The 14,825-nt window shown below is 68.0% G+C and carries 13 protein-coding genes; 7 read left to right on the forward strand and 6 right to left on the reverse strand.

What is annotated here, in order from left to right; genetic code table 11:
• Positions 1–12: 12 nt before the first annotated feature.
• Positions 13–951 carry a D-2-hydroxyacid dehydrogenase gene (locus tag CRT23_RS10780; protein WP_103709674.1) on the reverse strand — a complete coding sequence of 313 codons (939 nt, stop codon included), beginning with the start codon at positions 949–951 and terminating at the stop codon, positions 13–15.
• Positions 952–1,066: 115 nt separating this feature from the next.
• Positions 1,067–2,275 carry an aminotransferase class V-fold PLP-dependent enzyme gene (locus CRT23_RS10785; protein WP_103709675.1) on the reverse strand — a complete coding sequence of 403 codons (1,209 nt, stop codon included), beginning with the start codon at positions 2,273–2,275 and terminating at the stop codon, positions 1,067–1,069.
• A 620-nt stretch (positions 2,276–2,895) separates the two neighbouring features.
• On the opposite strand from CRT23_RS10785, the gene CRT23_RS10790 reads away from it, so the two are divergent.
• The 3 genes from CRT23_RS10790 to CRT23_RS10800 all read left to right on the forward strand — a co-directional run bounded on the left by CRT23_RS10790 (position 2,896) and on the right by CRT23_RS10800 (position 5,488).
• A complete protein-coding gene (locus tag CRT23_RS10790) occupies positions 2,896–3,717 on the forward strand; it encodes a UDP-2,3-diacylglucosamine diphosphatase (RefSeq protein WP_055958174.1) in 822 nt (273 codons plus the stop codon).
• Positions 3,714–4,793: a glycosyltransferase family 1 protein gene (locus CRT23_RS10795; protein ID WP_103709676.1), complete on the forward strand. Its 1,080-nt coding sequence runs from the start codon at positions 3,714–3,716 to the stop codon at positions 4,791–4,793. The genes CRT23_RS10790 and CRT23_RS10795 overlap by 4 nt, the downstream gene beginning before the upstream one ends.
• A 65-nt stretch (positions 4,794–4,858) precedes the next feature.
• Positions 4,859–5,488 (forward strand): ribonuclease HII, encoded by a 630-nt coding sequence (locus CRT23_RS10800; protein WP_103709677.1) that lies wholly within the window; start codon positions 4,859–4,861, stop codon positions 5,486–5,488.
• Here the strand turns inward: CRT23_RS10800 and CRT23_RS10805 are convergent.
• Positions 5,454–6,578, reverse strand: a complete 1,125-nt coding sequence (locus CRT23_RS10805) for a PA0069 family radical SAM protein (RefSeq protein ID WP_103709678.1) — start codon at positions 6,576–6,578, stop codon at positions 5,454–5,456. The genes CRT23_RS10800 and CRT23_RS10805 overlap by 35 nt on opposite strands.
• Positions 6,579–6,747: 169 nt before the next feature.
• Here CRT23_RS10805 and CRT23_RS10810 point away from each other — a divergent pair, with 169 nt between their 5' ends.
• Positions 6,748–7,269, forward strand: a complete 522-nt coding sequence (locus tag CRT23_RS10810; RefSeq protein ID WP_055957898.1) for a hypothetical protein — start codon at positions 6,748–6,750, stop codon at positions 7,267–7,269.
• Positions 7,270–7,300: 31 nt separating this feature from the next.
• On the opposite strand, the gene moaB is transcribed toward CRT23_RS10810, so the two are convergent.
• The 3 genes from moaB to CRT23_RS10825 all read right to left on the reverse strand — a co-directional run bounded on the left by moaB (position 7,301) and on the right by CRT23_RS10825 (position 9,846).
• Complete coding sequence (gene moaB, locus CRT23_RS10815; protein ID WP_103709733.1) at positions 7,301–7,858, reverse strand: molybdenum cofactor biosynthesis protein B; 558 nt, start codon at positions 7,856–7,858, stop codon at positions 7,301–7,303.
• 85 nt (positions 7,859–7,943) lie between these two features.
• Positions 7,944–8,855: a neutral zinc metallopeptidase gene (locus CRT23_RS10820; protein WP_103709679.1), complete on the reverse strand. Its 912-nt coding sequence runs from the start codon at positions 8,853–8,855 to the stop codon at positions 7,944–7,946.
• A 103-nt stretch (positions 8,856–8,958) separates the two neighbouring features.
• A complete protein-coding gene (locus tag CRT23_RS10825; protein ID WP_103709680.1) occupies positions 8,959–9,846 on the reverse strand; it encodes a uracil-DNA glycosylase in 888 nt (295 codons plus the stop codon).
• Positions 9,847–10,077: 231 nt separating this feature from the next.
• Between CRT23_RS10825 and CRT23_RS10830 the strand changes: the two genes are divergently transcribed.
• From CRT23_RS10830 to CRT23_RS10840, 3 genes are all read left to right on the forward strand, one after another.
• Complete coding sequence (locus CRT23_RS10830; protein WP_103709681.1) at positions 10,078–11,739, forward strand: electron transfer flavoprotein-ubiquinone oxidoreductase; 1,662 nt, start codon at positions 10,078–10,080, stop codon at positions 11,737–11,739.
• 163 nt (positions 11,740–11,902) lie between these two features.
• On the forward strand, positions 11,903–13,756 hold the full coding sequence (locus CRT23_RS10835; protein ID WP_103709682.1) for a tetratricopeptide repeat protein: 1,854 nt from the start codon (positions 11,903–11,905) through the stop codon (positions 13,754–13,756).
• An 81-nt stretch (positions 13,757–13,837) separates the two neighbouring features.
• On the forward strand, positions 13,838–14,713 hold the full coding sequence (locus CRT23_RS10840; protein WP_103709734.1) for a 4-(cytidine 5'-diphospho)-2-C-methyl-D-erythritol kinase: 876 nt from the start codon (positions 13,838–13,840) through the stop codon (positions 14,711–14,713).
• Positions 14,714–14,825 lie beyond the last annotated feature (112 nt).

A 14,825-nucleotide genomic window follows, 5' to 3' on the forward strand; every position in this document is an offset into this window, starting at 1 on the left:
CGCGGACCCGCGTCACACCACGTTCTGGGGCTTGCCGGCGACGAACGCCTCGACGTTGTCGACGAGCTGATCGGCGAGGATCTGCATCGCCTCCTTGCTGGCCCAGGCCACGTGCGGCGTGACGATGAGGTTCGGCAGGTCGAGCTCGCAGAGGATGTTGCCGTTCTTCGGCGGTTCGGTCATCACCACGTCGAAGCCGGCGCCGCCGATCGTGCCGGCCTTCAGGGCCTCGGCCAGGGCCTCCTCGTCCACGAGGCCGCCGCGGGCGGTGTTGATGAGGAGCGCGTGCTTCTTCATCTTCGCGAGCTGTTCACGCCCGATCATGTTGCGGGTCTCGGGCGTCAGCGGCGCGTGCAGCGTGATGACGTCGGATTCCGTGAGGATCGTCTCGAAGTCGACGAGACCCTCCTGGGGGAACACGTCGTAGGCGATGACCTTCATGCCCAGCGCTTCCGCCCGCTTGGCGATCGACTTGCCGAGCGCGCCGTAGCCGACAATGCCGAGGGTCGAGCCGGCGATGTCGTGAATCGGGTAGTCGAAGTAGCAGAATTGCGTCGATTTCGCCCAATCCCCCCGGCGCACCGAGTTGGCGTAGGGCACGATCGCCCGGCGCAGGGCGAACATGAGGCCGATCACGTGCTCAGGCACGGTGTTGAAGGCGTAGTTGCGGATGTTGACGACGGTGATGCCCTGGGCCTTGGCGGCTTCCTTGTCGACCACGTCGGTGCCGGTGGCGGCCACCGCGATGAGCTTCAAATCGGGCAACTGCTTCAGGGTCTCGGCCCGCATCGGGACCTTGTTGATCAGCGCGATTTCGGCCCCCTTGAGGCGCTCGACGATCTCTTCCGGCGTCCAGGTCGACTCGTACTCGACGTACGCGTGCGGAAAAGAGAACGCACGGACCTTGGCGTCCAGGGACTCGCGGTCGAGGAACACGATCTTCTTCGTCATGGAATCCTCTGGCCGATCCGGCCAAGACACGTACTAGACACGCCGCGGTGAGGGCACGTCACGGATAAGGACTTCGGGTGTGCCGGAGCGGGCGTGTCCGCTCCGGCACGTCGGATCAGGACTTCGAGAGCGGGTTCTCGCGCAAGTAGCTCGACGCGGCAGCGACGCCGGAGCCGGGCTGAACCTTCACCCCGTGGTCGAGCATGGCCATCTCGGCACCCGCGATGGCGCCCAGGAGCGACAGCTCGTTCATGTCACCGACGTGGCCGATGCGGAACACCTTGCCGGCGACCTGGCTCAAGCCGGCGCCGAGCGCCAGGTTGTAGCGCACGTAGGCGTGCTTGATGATCGCGGCGGCATCGACGCCCTCCGGCACGAGGATGGCCGTCACGGTGTCGGAGTTCCACTTGGGCTCCTTGGCACAGGTCTTCAGGCCCCAGGCCGCCACGGCCTGGCGGGTCGCCTCGCCGAGCACGTGATGGCGATGGTAGACGTTCTCGAGCCCTTCCTCGTTGAGGCAGGCGAGGGCTTCGCGCAGGCCGTAGAGCAGCGGCAGCGGCGGGGTGTAGGGGAAGTAGCCGGCCGGGTTCTGCTTCTGGTGATCGGCCCAGTCGAAGTAGACATGCGCCAGGCGATCGTTCTGGCCCGACGAGGTGTGGGCGGCCTTGAGCGCCTTCTGGCTGACGCAGATCACGCCGAGACCGGCGGGGAGCATCAGGCCCTTCTGCGAGCCGGCGATCGCGCAATCGACCTTCCACTCGTCCATCTTGAACGGCAGTGATCCGATCGAGGAGACGCCGTCGACGAAGAGCAGGGCCGGGTGGCCGGCGGCGTCGATCGCCTTGCGCACGGCGCCGATATCGCTGGTGACGCCGGTGGCGGTCTCGTTGTGGACCACCATGACGGCCTTGATCTCATGGTTCTTGTCGGCGCGCAGGGCCTCGCCGATCCGCTCCGGGTTCGCACCCGTGCCCCACTCCTCGTCCTGCACCACGACCTCGAGGCCGAGGCGCTGGGCCATGTCGATCCAGAGGTGGCTGAACTGGCCGAAGCGGGCGGCCAGCACCTTGTCGCCGCGCGACAGGGTGTTCGACAGCGCGGATTCCCAGATGCCCGTGCCGGAGGCCGGGAACAGGAAGATGGTGCCGTCCTTCGAGCCGTAGACCGCCTTGCTCTCCTCGAACAGAGGCTTCGTCAGCGCCGGGAAATCCACCGAGCGGTGGTCCTCGGACTGGACCATCATCGCGCGCATCACGCGATCCGGAATGTTCGTCGGGCCCGGGACGAACAGATGGTTCCGGCCGGGACGTCGCGTTGCCGCCATGGTGTTTTCTCCGTTTCTCAGAATAGCGCCGACACGCAGCTTGCGTGCGGCGACAATGGTGCGCCGAGGGTTGGGGCGGATCGCACGGAGCGCCCCGGGACGGTCCCGAGTGCTCCTGACGGCCGCTGGTCAGATGAATCGCGGGACGAACTCGTTCGCGCGCGACATAGGTCGAAAACGGGACCGGGGACGAAAACGGGACCCGGGAAGAAAACGGGACCCATGTCCGTCCGCGCCGAAGGTTGCCCTCCGACGCCCGTCGCCGCGCGCGCCACCGAATACCTCAAGCCTCTTCTCCATGGGCCGGGTCGCGCGACACGCGCTGACCGCTGGGCCGTTTCAGCGTCGTCGTCCCCGGGGACGGCACCCTTAGTTCGCCTCGATGGGCTCCGGTCATGCGTTCTCGAACGCCGCCCGGTGGGGCACCTTGAGCGGGACTATGCCCGGCTTCTGCCAGAAAGGAAAACCCGAAATACTTGGTCGCAAATCAAAATTTTTTTTGTGGAAGAATAGCTTACGTCGCGGCGCAGAAGGCGCGCGGTCTCACGGGGCCAACGTCATCAAACTGATACGGGAATCCGGTTTGGCTCATGACGTTGGAGGCTGTCCCGGAGGCGAACGTGGGCGAAGACACTGAGACGACCCGCGTCCGGACCCTGTTCCTGTCCGACATGCATCTGGGCACCAAGGGGTGCCAGGCCGATCTGCTGCTCGAATTTCTGCGTGATTACGATGCGGACGTCATCTACCTCGTCGGCGACATCGTGGATGGCTGGCAACTCAAGTCCGGCTGGTACTGGCCGCAGAGCCACAACGACGTCGTGCAGAAGCTCATGCGCAAGGTGCGCAAGGGTTCGACGCTGGTGTACGTGCCGGGCAACCACGACGAATTCCTGCGTGACTACATCGGCATGACCTTCGGCGGCATCGAGATCGCCGACCAGCGGGTGCACGAGGCGGCCGATGGGAAGCGGTACCTCGTCATTCACGGCGACCAGTTCGACATGGTGGTCCGCCATGCCAAGTGGCTCGCGTTCCTGGGCGACGGCGCCTACACCTTCGCGCTCTTCGTGAACACCTACGTCAACACCGTGCGTCGCCGCCTCGGCCTCGCCTATTGGTCGCTTTCGGCCTGGGCCAAGCTGAAGGTGAAGAACGCCGTCAGCTTCATCGGCAAGTTCGAGGAACTGCTGAGCGCCGAGGCCAAGCGCGTCGGAGCCGATGGGGTGATCTGCGGTCACATCCACCACGCGGCCAACCGGCAGATCAACGGTCTGACCTACCTGAACACCGGCGACTGGGTGGAATCCTGTACCGCCATCGTCGAGCATTACGACGGCACCATGGAGGTGCTGCACTATCCGAGCCTGCTACGCGCCCGCGCTGCGCGCACCGAGCTGGTCGGCCATCCGCGGCCCGAAGGGGCCCGGGCGGTCGCGTGAGGCTCCTCATCGCGACGGATGCTTGGCATCCGCAGGTCAACGGTGTCGTCCGCTCCCTGGAGAACATGGCCGCGGCGGGGGGCGCCTACGGCTTCGACCCGGTGTTCCTGACCCACCAGGACTTCGCGTCCCTTCCCCTCCCGGGATATCCCGAGATCCGGCTCGCCTACGCCACCAAGCGGCACGTGGCCCGCCTCTGGGACGATCTGCGGCCCACCCACGTCCACATCTCCACCGAGGGGACCGTCGGCTATGCCACGCGGCGATACTGCCTCGCTCACGGCCGGCCGTTCACCACGAGCTATCATACCCGTTTCCCGGAATATCTTTCCGCCCGGGCCCCCGTGCCGGAAGCCTGGAGCTATGCCTGGCTGCGCCGGTTTCACGGAGCGGCCAACGGCACCATGGTCTCCACCCCTTCCCTGGAGCGCGACCTCGACGCCCGCGGCTTCACCAACCTGATGCGCTGGACGCGCGGCGTCGATACCGAGCTGTTCCGCCCGCGCCCGCCGGAAGCGCCGGACTTGGCGGACCTCGCCGGTCTGCCACGGCCGATCTTCCTGTCCGTGGGACGGGTCGCGGTGGAGAAGAACCTCGAAGCGTTCCTGCGCCTCGACCTGCCCGGCACGAAGGTCGTCGTCGGCGACGGCCCGGACCGAGCGCGCCTCTCAGGTATCGCGCCGGAAGCCCGTTTCCTGGGCACCCGTACGGGCGCCGCGCTGGCCGCCCTCTACGCCGCCGCCGACGTCTTCGTGTTCCCGAGCCTGACCGACACCTTCGGAATCGTGCTCCTCGAAGCCCTCGCCTGTGGTGTGCCGGTGGCCGCCTACCCCGTCACAGGGCCCCTCGACGTCATCGGCCGGACCGGTGCCGGCGTCCTCGATCAGGATCTGCGAGCAGCCGCCCTGGCTGCGCTGGCAATTCCGCGCGAGCGCTGTCGCGGCGAAGCCCTGCGCTACACCTGGGCCGAGAGTGCGCGCCAGTTCTACGACAACATTGCCCACGCCCATGGCAGCACGCCGGCCCCGGCCCGGGCAGCGGGGACGGCTCCGCGGGGCATCGTCGAACTCGGCTGACGCGTGGACCCGTTTCCCCACGCAGGCTAGGGGAAGAGGGCAACCCCTGCCCCGGACCCCTCCCGATGCCGCCCTTCGACCCACGCCTGGCGGAGACCTACCCGGCCGTGATCGGCTGCGACGAGGTCGGGCGCGGCGCACTCTGCGGTCCGGTGATCGTTGCAGCGGTGTGGTTCGCGCCGACCGCGTTTCCGCCCGAGCTGCTGGCGCGCCTCGACGACAGCAAGCGCGTGAAGGCGGCCGAGCGCGAGGCGCTGACCCCCCTGATCCGGGCGCGAGCCCGCGTCGCGGTGGCGGCCGGGTCGCGCGCCCTGGTGGACCGGATCAACGTCCGCGCCGCCACCCTCGACGCCATGCGGCGCGCGGTCCTCACCCTGCACCTCGACGCACCGGTCTGGGTCGACGGCCGCGACGCGATTCCCGGTCTCACGCTCCCGGGCCGCGCCGTGGTGGGCGGCGACCGTCTGGTGCCGCAGATCGCCGCCGCCTCCATCGTGGCCAAGACCCTCCGCGATACCCTGATGCGTCGGCTCGCCGGGCGCTACCCGGATTACGGCTGGGCCAGCAATGTCGGCTACGGCACGCGCACGCACCTCGCCGGCCTCGCACGCCGCGGCCGCTCGCCCCATCATCGCCTGAGCTTCACGCGCGCCTATGACCTCAGAACAAGCTCAACTGGTCCGTCGGAACCCTGAACAGGTCAGTCCGCAGGCGCCGTCGGACTTCAGGATAGCCGAGGCGCAGCCGGGCAAGCCGCATGCGCTGGCGGATCAGGTCGGCATAGGCGCCGGTGCCGGTCATCCGCGTGCCGAAGGCGGCGTCATAGGCCTTGCCGCCCCGCGCAGCGCGGACCAGCGACATGACGTGGCGCTGCCGGCCCGGGTAATGCTCGGCGAACCAGTCGTTCACCAGGTCATCGAGCTCGAGCGGAAGGCGCAGGAGCACGTGGCTGGCCTCTTGGGCGCCGAGGGCACGGGCCTGACCGAGGATCGCCTCGAGCTCGTGGTCGTTGAGCGAGGGGATGATCGGCGCGGCAATGACCATCACGGGGATACCGGCCGCGCTCAGGCGGCCGATCGTATCCAGGCGCTTTTGCGGATGCGGCGCGCGCGGCTCGAGCCGGCGCGCCAGGACGGGATCCAGGGTCGTCACCGAGATCGCGACTTTGACCAGACCATCCCGCGCGAGGTCGGTGAGGAGGTCGAGGTCGCGTACGACGAGGTTCGATTTCGTCACGATGCCGACCGGGTGGCGGAAACGCGCCAGCACCTCCAGCACCGCGCGGGTGACGCGATGCTCCCGTTCGATGGGCTGGTAGGGATCGGTGGCGGTGCCCAGGGCGATGGTAGCAGGGCGGTAACCCGGCGCGGACAGCTCCGCTTCGAGCAGGGCGCCGGCATTCACCTTCCGGAACAGCTTGGTCTCGAAATCCAGGCCCGGCGAGAGGCCGACATAGGCGTGGTTCGGACGGGCGAAGCAGTAGACGCAGCCGTGCTCGCAGCCTCGATAGGGATTGATCGAGCGATCGAACGAGATGTCGGGCGAGGTGTTGCGGGTGATCAGCGTGCGGGCATGCTCCGGCCTCACCTCGGTCCGCAAAGCGACCGCCTCCTCCTCCGTGGACCAGCCGTCGTTGAAGGATTCCCGGCGGGCCGCCTCGTACCGTCCGCTCGGATTGGCCGTGGCACCCCGGCCCCGCCGCCCCGACGGCTGCGGCGTCGTCTCACCGAGGCGTCGCGCCGCCTCGATGCCGGCGGATGATGAGCGGAAGGCGTCTGCAGGCATGGGCCGAGTTCATCCAAAGGGATTGGATGAGAACGTATCACGAACAAACGTCGGGACAGTTGCAGATATTTCAGGCAGAACGCCCGTCCCTCAGCATTTCTACCCGCCTGTTAGCATTGCGCCGCCGTGAGATGGCTTTGCGCAACGCAAAAATGCGGTATGCGCGCGCATGCTTTCGGCTCTCATCTCCGTGACCCGGCCTGCCGACCCCGAATCCGTCGATCAACTCGCCGACACGCTCGGCGCGCTGGTGGCCGGCGTCGCGGCGGGGCTCGTCGGCGATGCGGTGATCATCGTGCCAACCGCGAATACGACGATCGAGACCGTGGCCGAAGCGACCGGTGCGAAGGTCGTTCTGCGCGGACGCGGGTCGTCGCCGTGGTCGGCGGGCGCGAAGGTCGCACGCCGGGACTGGGTCCTCTGCCTGGAGGCCGGCGATATTCCTGCCGAGGGCTGGATCCGTCTTCTCGACCGCTTCATCGGGACGGCGCGGCCGGAGGTCTCGCTGGCACGCCTGCGCCGGCCCCATACCGGCCTGCCCGCGCGCCTGGCTGCCCGGGGCGAGCGCGTCATCGGCGTGAACGCGCCGCGTCCGGGCGATCTGGTGCGACGCGACCGCCTGCTCGCCGGCCCTAAATTCATCCGCCGGCTGAAGGCCCGACCACTCGCGGCGCGGCTCGACCGGGCCTGACCACCGCGGACAATTCGCTGGCGGGTGTGGGTCAGACCGAGATCGATGCGCCGCGACGCAGGTGCTCGTCGAGCCGGGGCATGATCTCGACGAAGTTGCAGGGGCGATGGCGATAGTCCAGCTGCGCGGCGAGGATACCGTCCCAGGCGTCGCGACAGGCGCCGGGAGAGCCGGGCAGCACGAAGATGTAGGTCGCGTTCGCGACGCCGGCGGTCGCGCGCGACTGCAGGGTAGAGGTTCCGATCTTGTCGTAGGAGATACGGTGGAAGACGGCCGAGAAGCCGTCCATGCGCTTCTCGAACAGGGGCTCGATCGCCTCGGGCGTCACGTCCCGACCGGTGAAGCCTGTGCCGCCCGTCGTGATGACGACGTCGACGGCCGGGTCCCGGCTCCAGCTCTCGACCTGTCCACGGATCGCCGCCACTTCGTCGGGGACGATGGCGCGAGCGGCCAGGGTATGGCCCGCGGCCTCGAGGCGCTCGACGAGGGTGTCGCCGGAGCGGTCGTCCTCCGCGCTCCGGGTATCCGACACCGTGAGGACCGCGATGGCCAGCGGGATGAAGCTGCGGGTCTTGTCGGATGCGACCATCATGGAATGCCTTCAGCCGAGCGCGGGCGGGACATCAGCGATCTTACGCGAAAGCCCCGCCCCCCGACAGCGCGCCGGCTGCACCTCAGTTACGCGCGGCCCGGAACGTGTCGCAAGACTTCGTCTGTCCGCTGCGATAGCCGGTCATGAACCAGCGCATCCGCTGTTCGGACGAACCGTGGGTGAAGGAATCCGGTACCGCGTAGCCCTGTGACTGCTTCTGAAGCTTGTCGTCGCCGATGGCACTCGCCGCCTGCATCGCCTCTTCGATGTCGCCCTGCTCCAGGGCGTTGTACTTGTCGTTCGAGTTCTTGGCCCAGACGCCCGCGAGGCAGTCGGCCATGAGTTCGATGCGCACGGAGAGCTGGTTCGCTTCCGTCTTGCTCGACGCGTTCTGCTGGCGCCCCTGCACCTTGCCGAGGATCCCGAGTTCGTCCTGCACGTGGTGCCCGACTTCGTGGGCGATGACGTAGGCGTAGGCGAAATCACCCTTCACGCCGAACTTCTGCTCCATCTCCTTGAAGAAGGACGTGTCGAGATAGACCTTCTTGTCGATCGGGCAGTAGAACGGCCCCATCGCCGCTTGCGCGGAACCGCAGCCGCTGCGGGTTCCGCCGGTGTAGAGCACCATCGCGGTCGGCCGGTACTGGCGACCGGTCTGGTTCGGAAGGACCTCTTTCCACACGTCCTCGGTGTTGCCGAGGATCGCAGCGGCGAAGCGGCCGCTCTCGTCGGTGGGCTTGGTTTTGCGCTGCGTCTGGGTCTGCGGATCGACCTGCTCCTGGCGGGGGCGTCCGCCGCCGGACATCTGCTCGGCACCGCCGATCAAGACGGCCGGATTGATGCCTGTGACCCACCCGATGATGCACAGGATCACGATGGTGCCGATGCCGAGGCCACCGGCTCCACCGCCGGGAAAGCCGAACCCACCGCCGCCCCCACCTTCGCCGCGCCGATCCTCGACATTGTCCGACGAGCGGAAATCTTCCCAGCGCATGATCTCGTTACACCTTGTCCGGCCACGCGGCGTCACACACGACCGCGTGAAGTAAGTCGTAGGCGCGGGATACGGTTCCGCTTGGGCGCTGGCCCTAGCTGGCTCAGGCCTTCCCGTCGAGAGCCGCGCGCAGCGTCCGGAAATCCCGCCAGGCGAGGCGCTTCTGCAGAGGCTGGCGCAGGAGATAGGCCGGATGCAGGGTCGCCAGGGCGCGGATCTCGCGCCTCCCAACCCGATACGGATAGAAGCGGCCGCGGGCCTTCAGAATGCCGTCCTTGGTGCCGGTGATCGCCTGCGTCGCCGGGCTGCCGAGGCAGACGATCAGGTCGGGATCGGCGAGCTCGATCTGGCGCTCGATGAACGGCCTGCAGATCGACACCTCCTGCGGCGTCGGATTGCGGTTCCCCGGCGGTCGCCACGGCACGATGTTGGTGACGTACGCATTCGTACGGTCCAGGCCGATGGCCGCCATCATGCGGTCGAGGAGCTTGCCCGAGCGGCCCATGAAGGGTTTGCCCACCCGGTCCTCGTCGGCCCCCGGCGCCTCGCCGATGAACATCAGCTTCGCCGCTGGATTGCCGTCGGCGAAGACGAGGTTCTTGGCGGTGAACTTCAGGGGGCAGCCGTCGAAGCCGGCGAGCAGCGCCTCCAGTTCCTCCAGGGTCTGGACGTCCTTCGCGCGCGCTCGGGCATCGCCGGCGGCTTCCCCGGGCTTGGCCGAGGCCGATTGTCCAAAGGTCCGGGCCGGTGGCGGCGCCGAACCGCGCGGGGGCAGTTCGGTGCGGAAGGTGTCGTCGAGGGCGGGACGGGCACGCTCGGGGGTTTGTCTCTCCGGGGCTGGACGGCTCGGGGCGGCGCGCACCGGCTCCGGTGAATCGGTCTCGGCGAAGCGATCATGGGGCGCTTCGTCCAGAAACAGGTCGAGCCCGGCCTCGACGTGGAAGTCGAGGTTCGCGATCAGATCCCGCTGTCGGTCTTCACCCTGGCTCATGCGGTTGATGTGGCGCCTCAGCGAGCTGTGGACAACGGGGCATGCGACGTCGCGCACCACCTTTTGCCCTGCGCGACATCGTCAGCACGGGTCATCCCCGGGCAGAGTCGCGCCTGCATTCCCAAGTTGGGTTGCGTTCCCAAGTTGGAATGGGTTGAGACTGATCGTCAAACATGGGATCGCACGACCAACGCGCCCGCGAAAAGCGGATGCACGACAGGAGGATGACGGATGGCGCTGCCTGAACGCGAGGCAATGGAGTTCGACGTGGTCATCGTGGGCGCCGGTCCGGCCGGGCTCGCGACGGCCATCCGCCTCAAGCAACTGGCGCCTGACGTCAGCATCGTGGTGGTCGAGAAGGGCTCCGAGGTGGGCGCCCACATCTTGTCCGGTGCTGTGATCGATCCCTCGGGGCTCGACGGCCTACTCCCCGGCTGGCGCCAGGACGAGGCGCGCCCGCTGAAGACCGCGGTCGAGCGCGACGAGTTCATGTTCCTGACCAAGAACAGCGGCGTGACCATGCCGAACGTGTTCTTCCCCAAGCTGATGTCGAACCACGGCAACTTCGTCGGTTCACTCTCCAACGTGACGAAGTACCTCGGCGCCAAGGCTGAGGAACTCGGCGTCGAGATCTATCCGGGCTTTCCGGCCGCGGAAGTGCTCTACGACGCGGCCGGCGCCGTGGTCGGCGTGGCCACGGGCGATCTCGGCATCGGCAAATCCGGCGAGCCGCGCGACGACTACACCCGCGGCATGGAGCTTCGGGCCAAGTACACGGTCTTCGGCGAGGGCGCGCGCGGGTCGCTGACCAAGACGCTGATCGACCGGTTCAAGCTCAACGCCCACAGCGACCACCAGAAATACGGTCTCGGCGTCAAGGAACTCTGGCAGCTCGCCCCCGACAAGTTCCAGGCCGGCCTCGTGCAGCACACGATGGGCTGGCCGCTGCCGAACAAGGCCGGCGGCGGCTCCTGGCTCTATCACTTCGACGACGGCCTGCTCTCGGTCGGCTTTGTGACGCACCTGAACTATGAGAACCCGACCCTGTCGCCGTTCGACGAGTTCCAGCGCTTCAAGACCCACCCGATGATCCGCGAGACCTTCGAGGGGGCCAAGCGCATCGGCTACGGCGCGCGCGCCATCATGGAGGGCGGCTGGCAGTCGGTCCCGAAGCTGGTCTTCCCAGGCGGGTGCCTCGTCGGCGATTCCGCCGGCTTCGTGAACGTGCCGCGCATCAAGGGCTCGCACAATGCGGTCCTCTCCGGCATGCAGGCGGCCGAGGCCCTGGCGCAGGCGCTCGAAGCCGGTCGGCACGGTGACGAGCTCGTCACTTATGAGAACGGCTGGCGCGACAGCCCCATCGGCCAGGATCTGAAGCGCGTGCGGAACGTCAAGCCGCTCTGGTCGAAGTACGGCACCCTGATCGGCGTCGGCCTCGGCGGGCTCGACATGTGGTCGAACACGATCCTGGAGGCCTCGCCCTTCGGAACGCTGCGCCACGGCAAGCCGGACCATGCCACGCTGAAGCCGCTCAGCGAGGTGAAGCCGATCGTCTATCCGAAGCCGGACGGCAAGCTGACCTTCGACCGGCTCTCCTCGGTCTACCTCTCGAACACCAACCACGAGGAGGACCAGCCGGCCCACCTCAAGGTTCGGAACCTGGAGCTGCAGAAGGCCTCCGAGCACGACGTCTACGGCGGGCCGTCGGCACGCTACTGCCCGGCCGGCGTCTACGAATGGGTCGAGGATGCCGGCGCCAGCGACGGCGTCCGCTACCAGATCAACGCTCAGAACTGCGTCCACTGCAAGACGTGCGACATCAAGGATCCGAACCAGAACATCAACTGGGAGACCCCGGAGGGACCGGGCGGACCGAACTACCCGAACATGTGAGGGGGCCGCTTCGCGGCGCGATCACGGTCGGATGAGGGGGGATGGCGGGCGCAGGTGCCGCCATCCTTATGCCTTGCGAGGATGGCGGTAAGAGTCCAGTGTCCCGCCCCAATCGAGCCCGGCTGCCGAGATGGCCGGTGCGCAGGAGCCGTGATCGGTGCCCATGAACGGAACAGCCAAAACCAGTCGGACCGGCCGCCGGGTCCTCTCGGCGCTCGCCGTCTGCCTCGCGGCCTCGCCGGCGGCCTACGCGGCCCAACCCCGGGAATCCGCTCCGATCTCCGAGTACGAGCCGGCAGAATCGCTGGAGGGCAACTTCCTCTCGGCCTACATCGCCGGTGCCTCCAAGGACACCGCGGCGGCCGCGAGCTATTATCGCGAGGCGGTGAAGGCCGATCCGCGCAACGCCGAGCTCCTGGAGCGCGCCTTCGTGTCGCTGCTCGCCGACGGCTCCCTGCCGGACGCCTTCCGGGCCGCCGAGCGCCTCACCAGCCGCGACGGCACGAACGGCCTCGCCCAGCTCGCGCTCGGTGTGCGCCAGATCAAGGCCGGGCAGTTCGCCCAGGCGCGCCAGAACTTCGCGCGCAGCGGCCGGGGGGCCGCAGCCGACCTGACCGGAACGCTGCTCACCGCCTGGGCCTTCGCCGGGGCCAATGACGGCAAGCGCGCGCTGGAGACCATCAACAAGCTCAAGGGCGAGCGCTACTACAACACCTTCCGCGACTTCCATGCCGGGCTGATCGCCAGCCTCGTCGGCGATCAGGCAGAGGCCGAGCGTCGCCTGAAGGCCGCCTACGATGCCGATCGCAACACCCTGCGCATCGTCGATGCCTATGCGCGCTTCGAGGCCCAGGCCGGCCGTACCGACCTCGCGATCCAGGCCTACACCGATTTCGACAAGCTGCTGCCGCGCCATCCCATCGTGCGCGATGCGCTGACCAAGCTGAAGGAGGGCAAGCCCCTCAGCCGCCTGGTCAACTCGGCGCAGGAGGGTGCGGGCGAGGTTCTGTACGGCCTCGGCTCGGCCGGCTCGACCCAGGGCGACGAACTCCCGGCGGTGGTCTACCTGCGTCTCGCCCTCTACCTCGCTCCCGAGCACGCCCTCGCGCGACTCACCCTCGCCGACATCCTCGACCGGATGAAGCAGACCGAGCGGGCCAACGAGGCCTATTCGCAGATTCCCACCACCTCGCCCCTGCGCCTCAATGCCGACGTCCAGGTCGGACTGAACCTGGAGCAGATGGGCAAGGGCGACGAGGCCATCGCCCATCTCGATGCCGCGATGAAAGCGCATCCGGACGACATCGACATCGTCACGGCGCTCGGCAACGTTCAGCGCTCGCGCAAGAAGTACGAAGAGGCGGCGGAGACCTACAGCCGCGCCATCGCGCTGATCGGCGACAAGCCGGCGTCGAACTACTGGACGACGTTCTACTTCCGCGGCACCGCCTACGAGCGCGCCAAGCAATGGTCGAAGGCCGAGGCGGACCTGAAGAAGGCCCTGGAGCTGGTGCCCGCGAGCCAGCCCGGTGCCCGGGCCCAGGTGCTGAACTACCTGGCCTATTCCTGGGTCGACCAGAACTTGAACATCGACGAGGCCTTCACGATGCTGAAGCAGGCCGTCGATGCGGCCCCGCGCGACGGCATGATCATCGACAGCCTCGGCTGGGCCTATTTCCGCCTCGGCCGCTGGGACGATGCGGTGCGTGAGCTGGAGAAGGCGATCGAGCTGAAGCCCGGCGACCCGACCATCAACGACCACCTCGGTGACGCCTACTGGCGCGCCGGACGTCGCCTGGAGGGCAAGTTCCAGTGGCAGCATGCCAAGGACCTGAACCCTGAGCCGGACGATCTCGAAAAGATCAATGCCAAGCTCAAGGACGGCCTGCCGGAACTCGACAAGCCTGCGGCCACCGCCGAGAACCCGCCCGAGAGCAAGGTGAACCCGGAACTGCCGAAGGGCGCGCCGGCTCCGAACGAGCCCCCGGGCGCTGCTGACAAGAAGAGCGGCGGCTGACGAGCCCGAAGGCTTGACGGACCGCGCGTCGCGGGGCCAGACCGGCCCCGCGATTGCCCGATCCGTGAGCCCCAAGTGTCCGTGCCCCTCCTCGTCACCCGCGCTCCGGCGAAGATCAACCTCACCCTTCACGTCCTCGGCCGCAGGACCGGCGACGGCTACCACGAGCTCGAAAGTCTCGTGGTCTTCACCGGCGCCGGCGACACGCTCAGCCTGGAGCCCGGTCCCGACCTGGCGCTGACCGTATCGGGGCCGACCGCCGGCCCGGCCGGTCCCCTCGACGACAACCTCGTCATCCGCGCGGCGCGAAACCTCGCGCGCCTGCGGCCGGGTCTGCGCCATGGCACCTTCCATCTGGTGAAGCGCCTGCCTGTCGCCGCAGGTATCGGCGGCGGCTCCTCCGACGCTGCCGCGGCCCTCCGCCTTCTCGGGCGCCTGAACGCCATGCCCCCCGACGATCCGCACCTGATCGCGGCCGCCCGTGCCACCGGTGCCGATGTCCCGGTCTGTCTCGTCCCCCGCGCCCGCATGATGTCGGGCGCCGGCGAAGCCGTCGGACCCGCCCTCGATCTGACCCCGCTGCCGGCGGTCCTCATCAATCCGGGCGTCCCGGTCGAGACCGCGCCGGTGTTTCGCGCGCTCGGGCTCGCGGTTGGCGATCGCCACGGCATCGGCGCCCATCCCGTCATCGCCCCCGGTCTCGGGGCGGAGGCGCTCCTGCGCGCGATCATGCCCGCGCGCAACGACCTCGAGGCCCCGGCGCGCAGCATCGCCCCGGTGATCGACGGGGCGCTCGAGGCCTTGCGGGCCGCACCCGGATGCCGTCTGGCGCGGATGTCGGGGTCCGGCGCGACCGTGTTCGGACTTTTCGCGCATCGATCCGAGGCAGCGCGTGCCGCTCGTAGCATCGCGACAGTTCACCCTGACTGGTGGGTCAGCGCAGCAATGCTTCGCTAAGCATTCGCTCACTCGGTGGAATAGCAACTTTCCGTGCATCGACGCCGACTTGAGGTGTCAGCTTTACGCTCGCTCAAGGTTTGAGTCCGCAGGATCGGCATGCGCGAGGAGC

This window comes from Methylobacterium sp. V23 (assembly GCF_002917135.1).
In the GTDB taxonomy this organism is placed as follows: domain Bacteria; phylum Pseudomonadota; class Alphaproteobacteria; order Rhizobiales; family Beijerinckiaceae; genus Methylobacterium.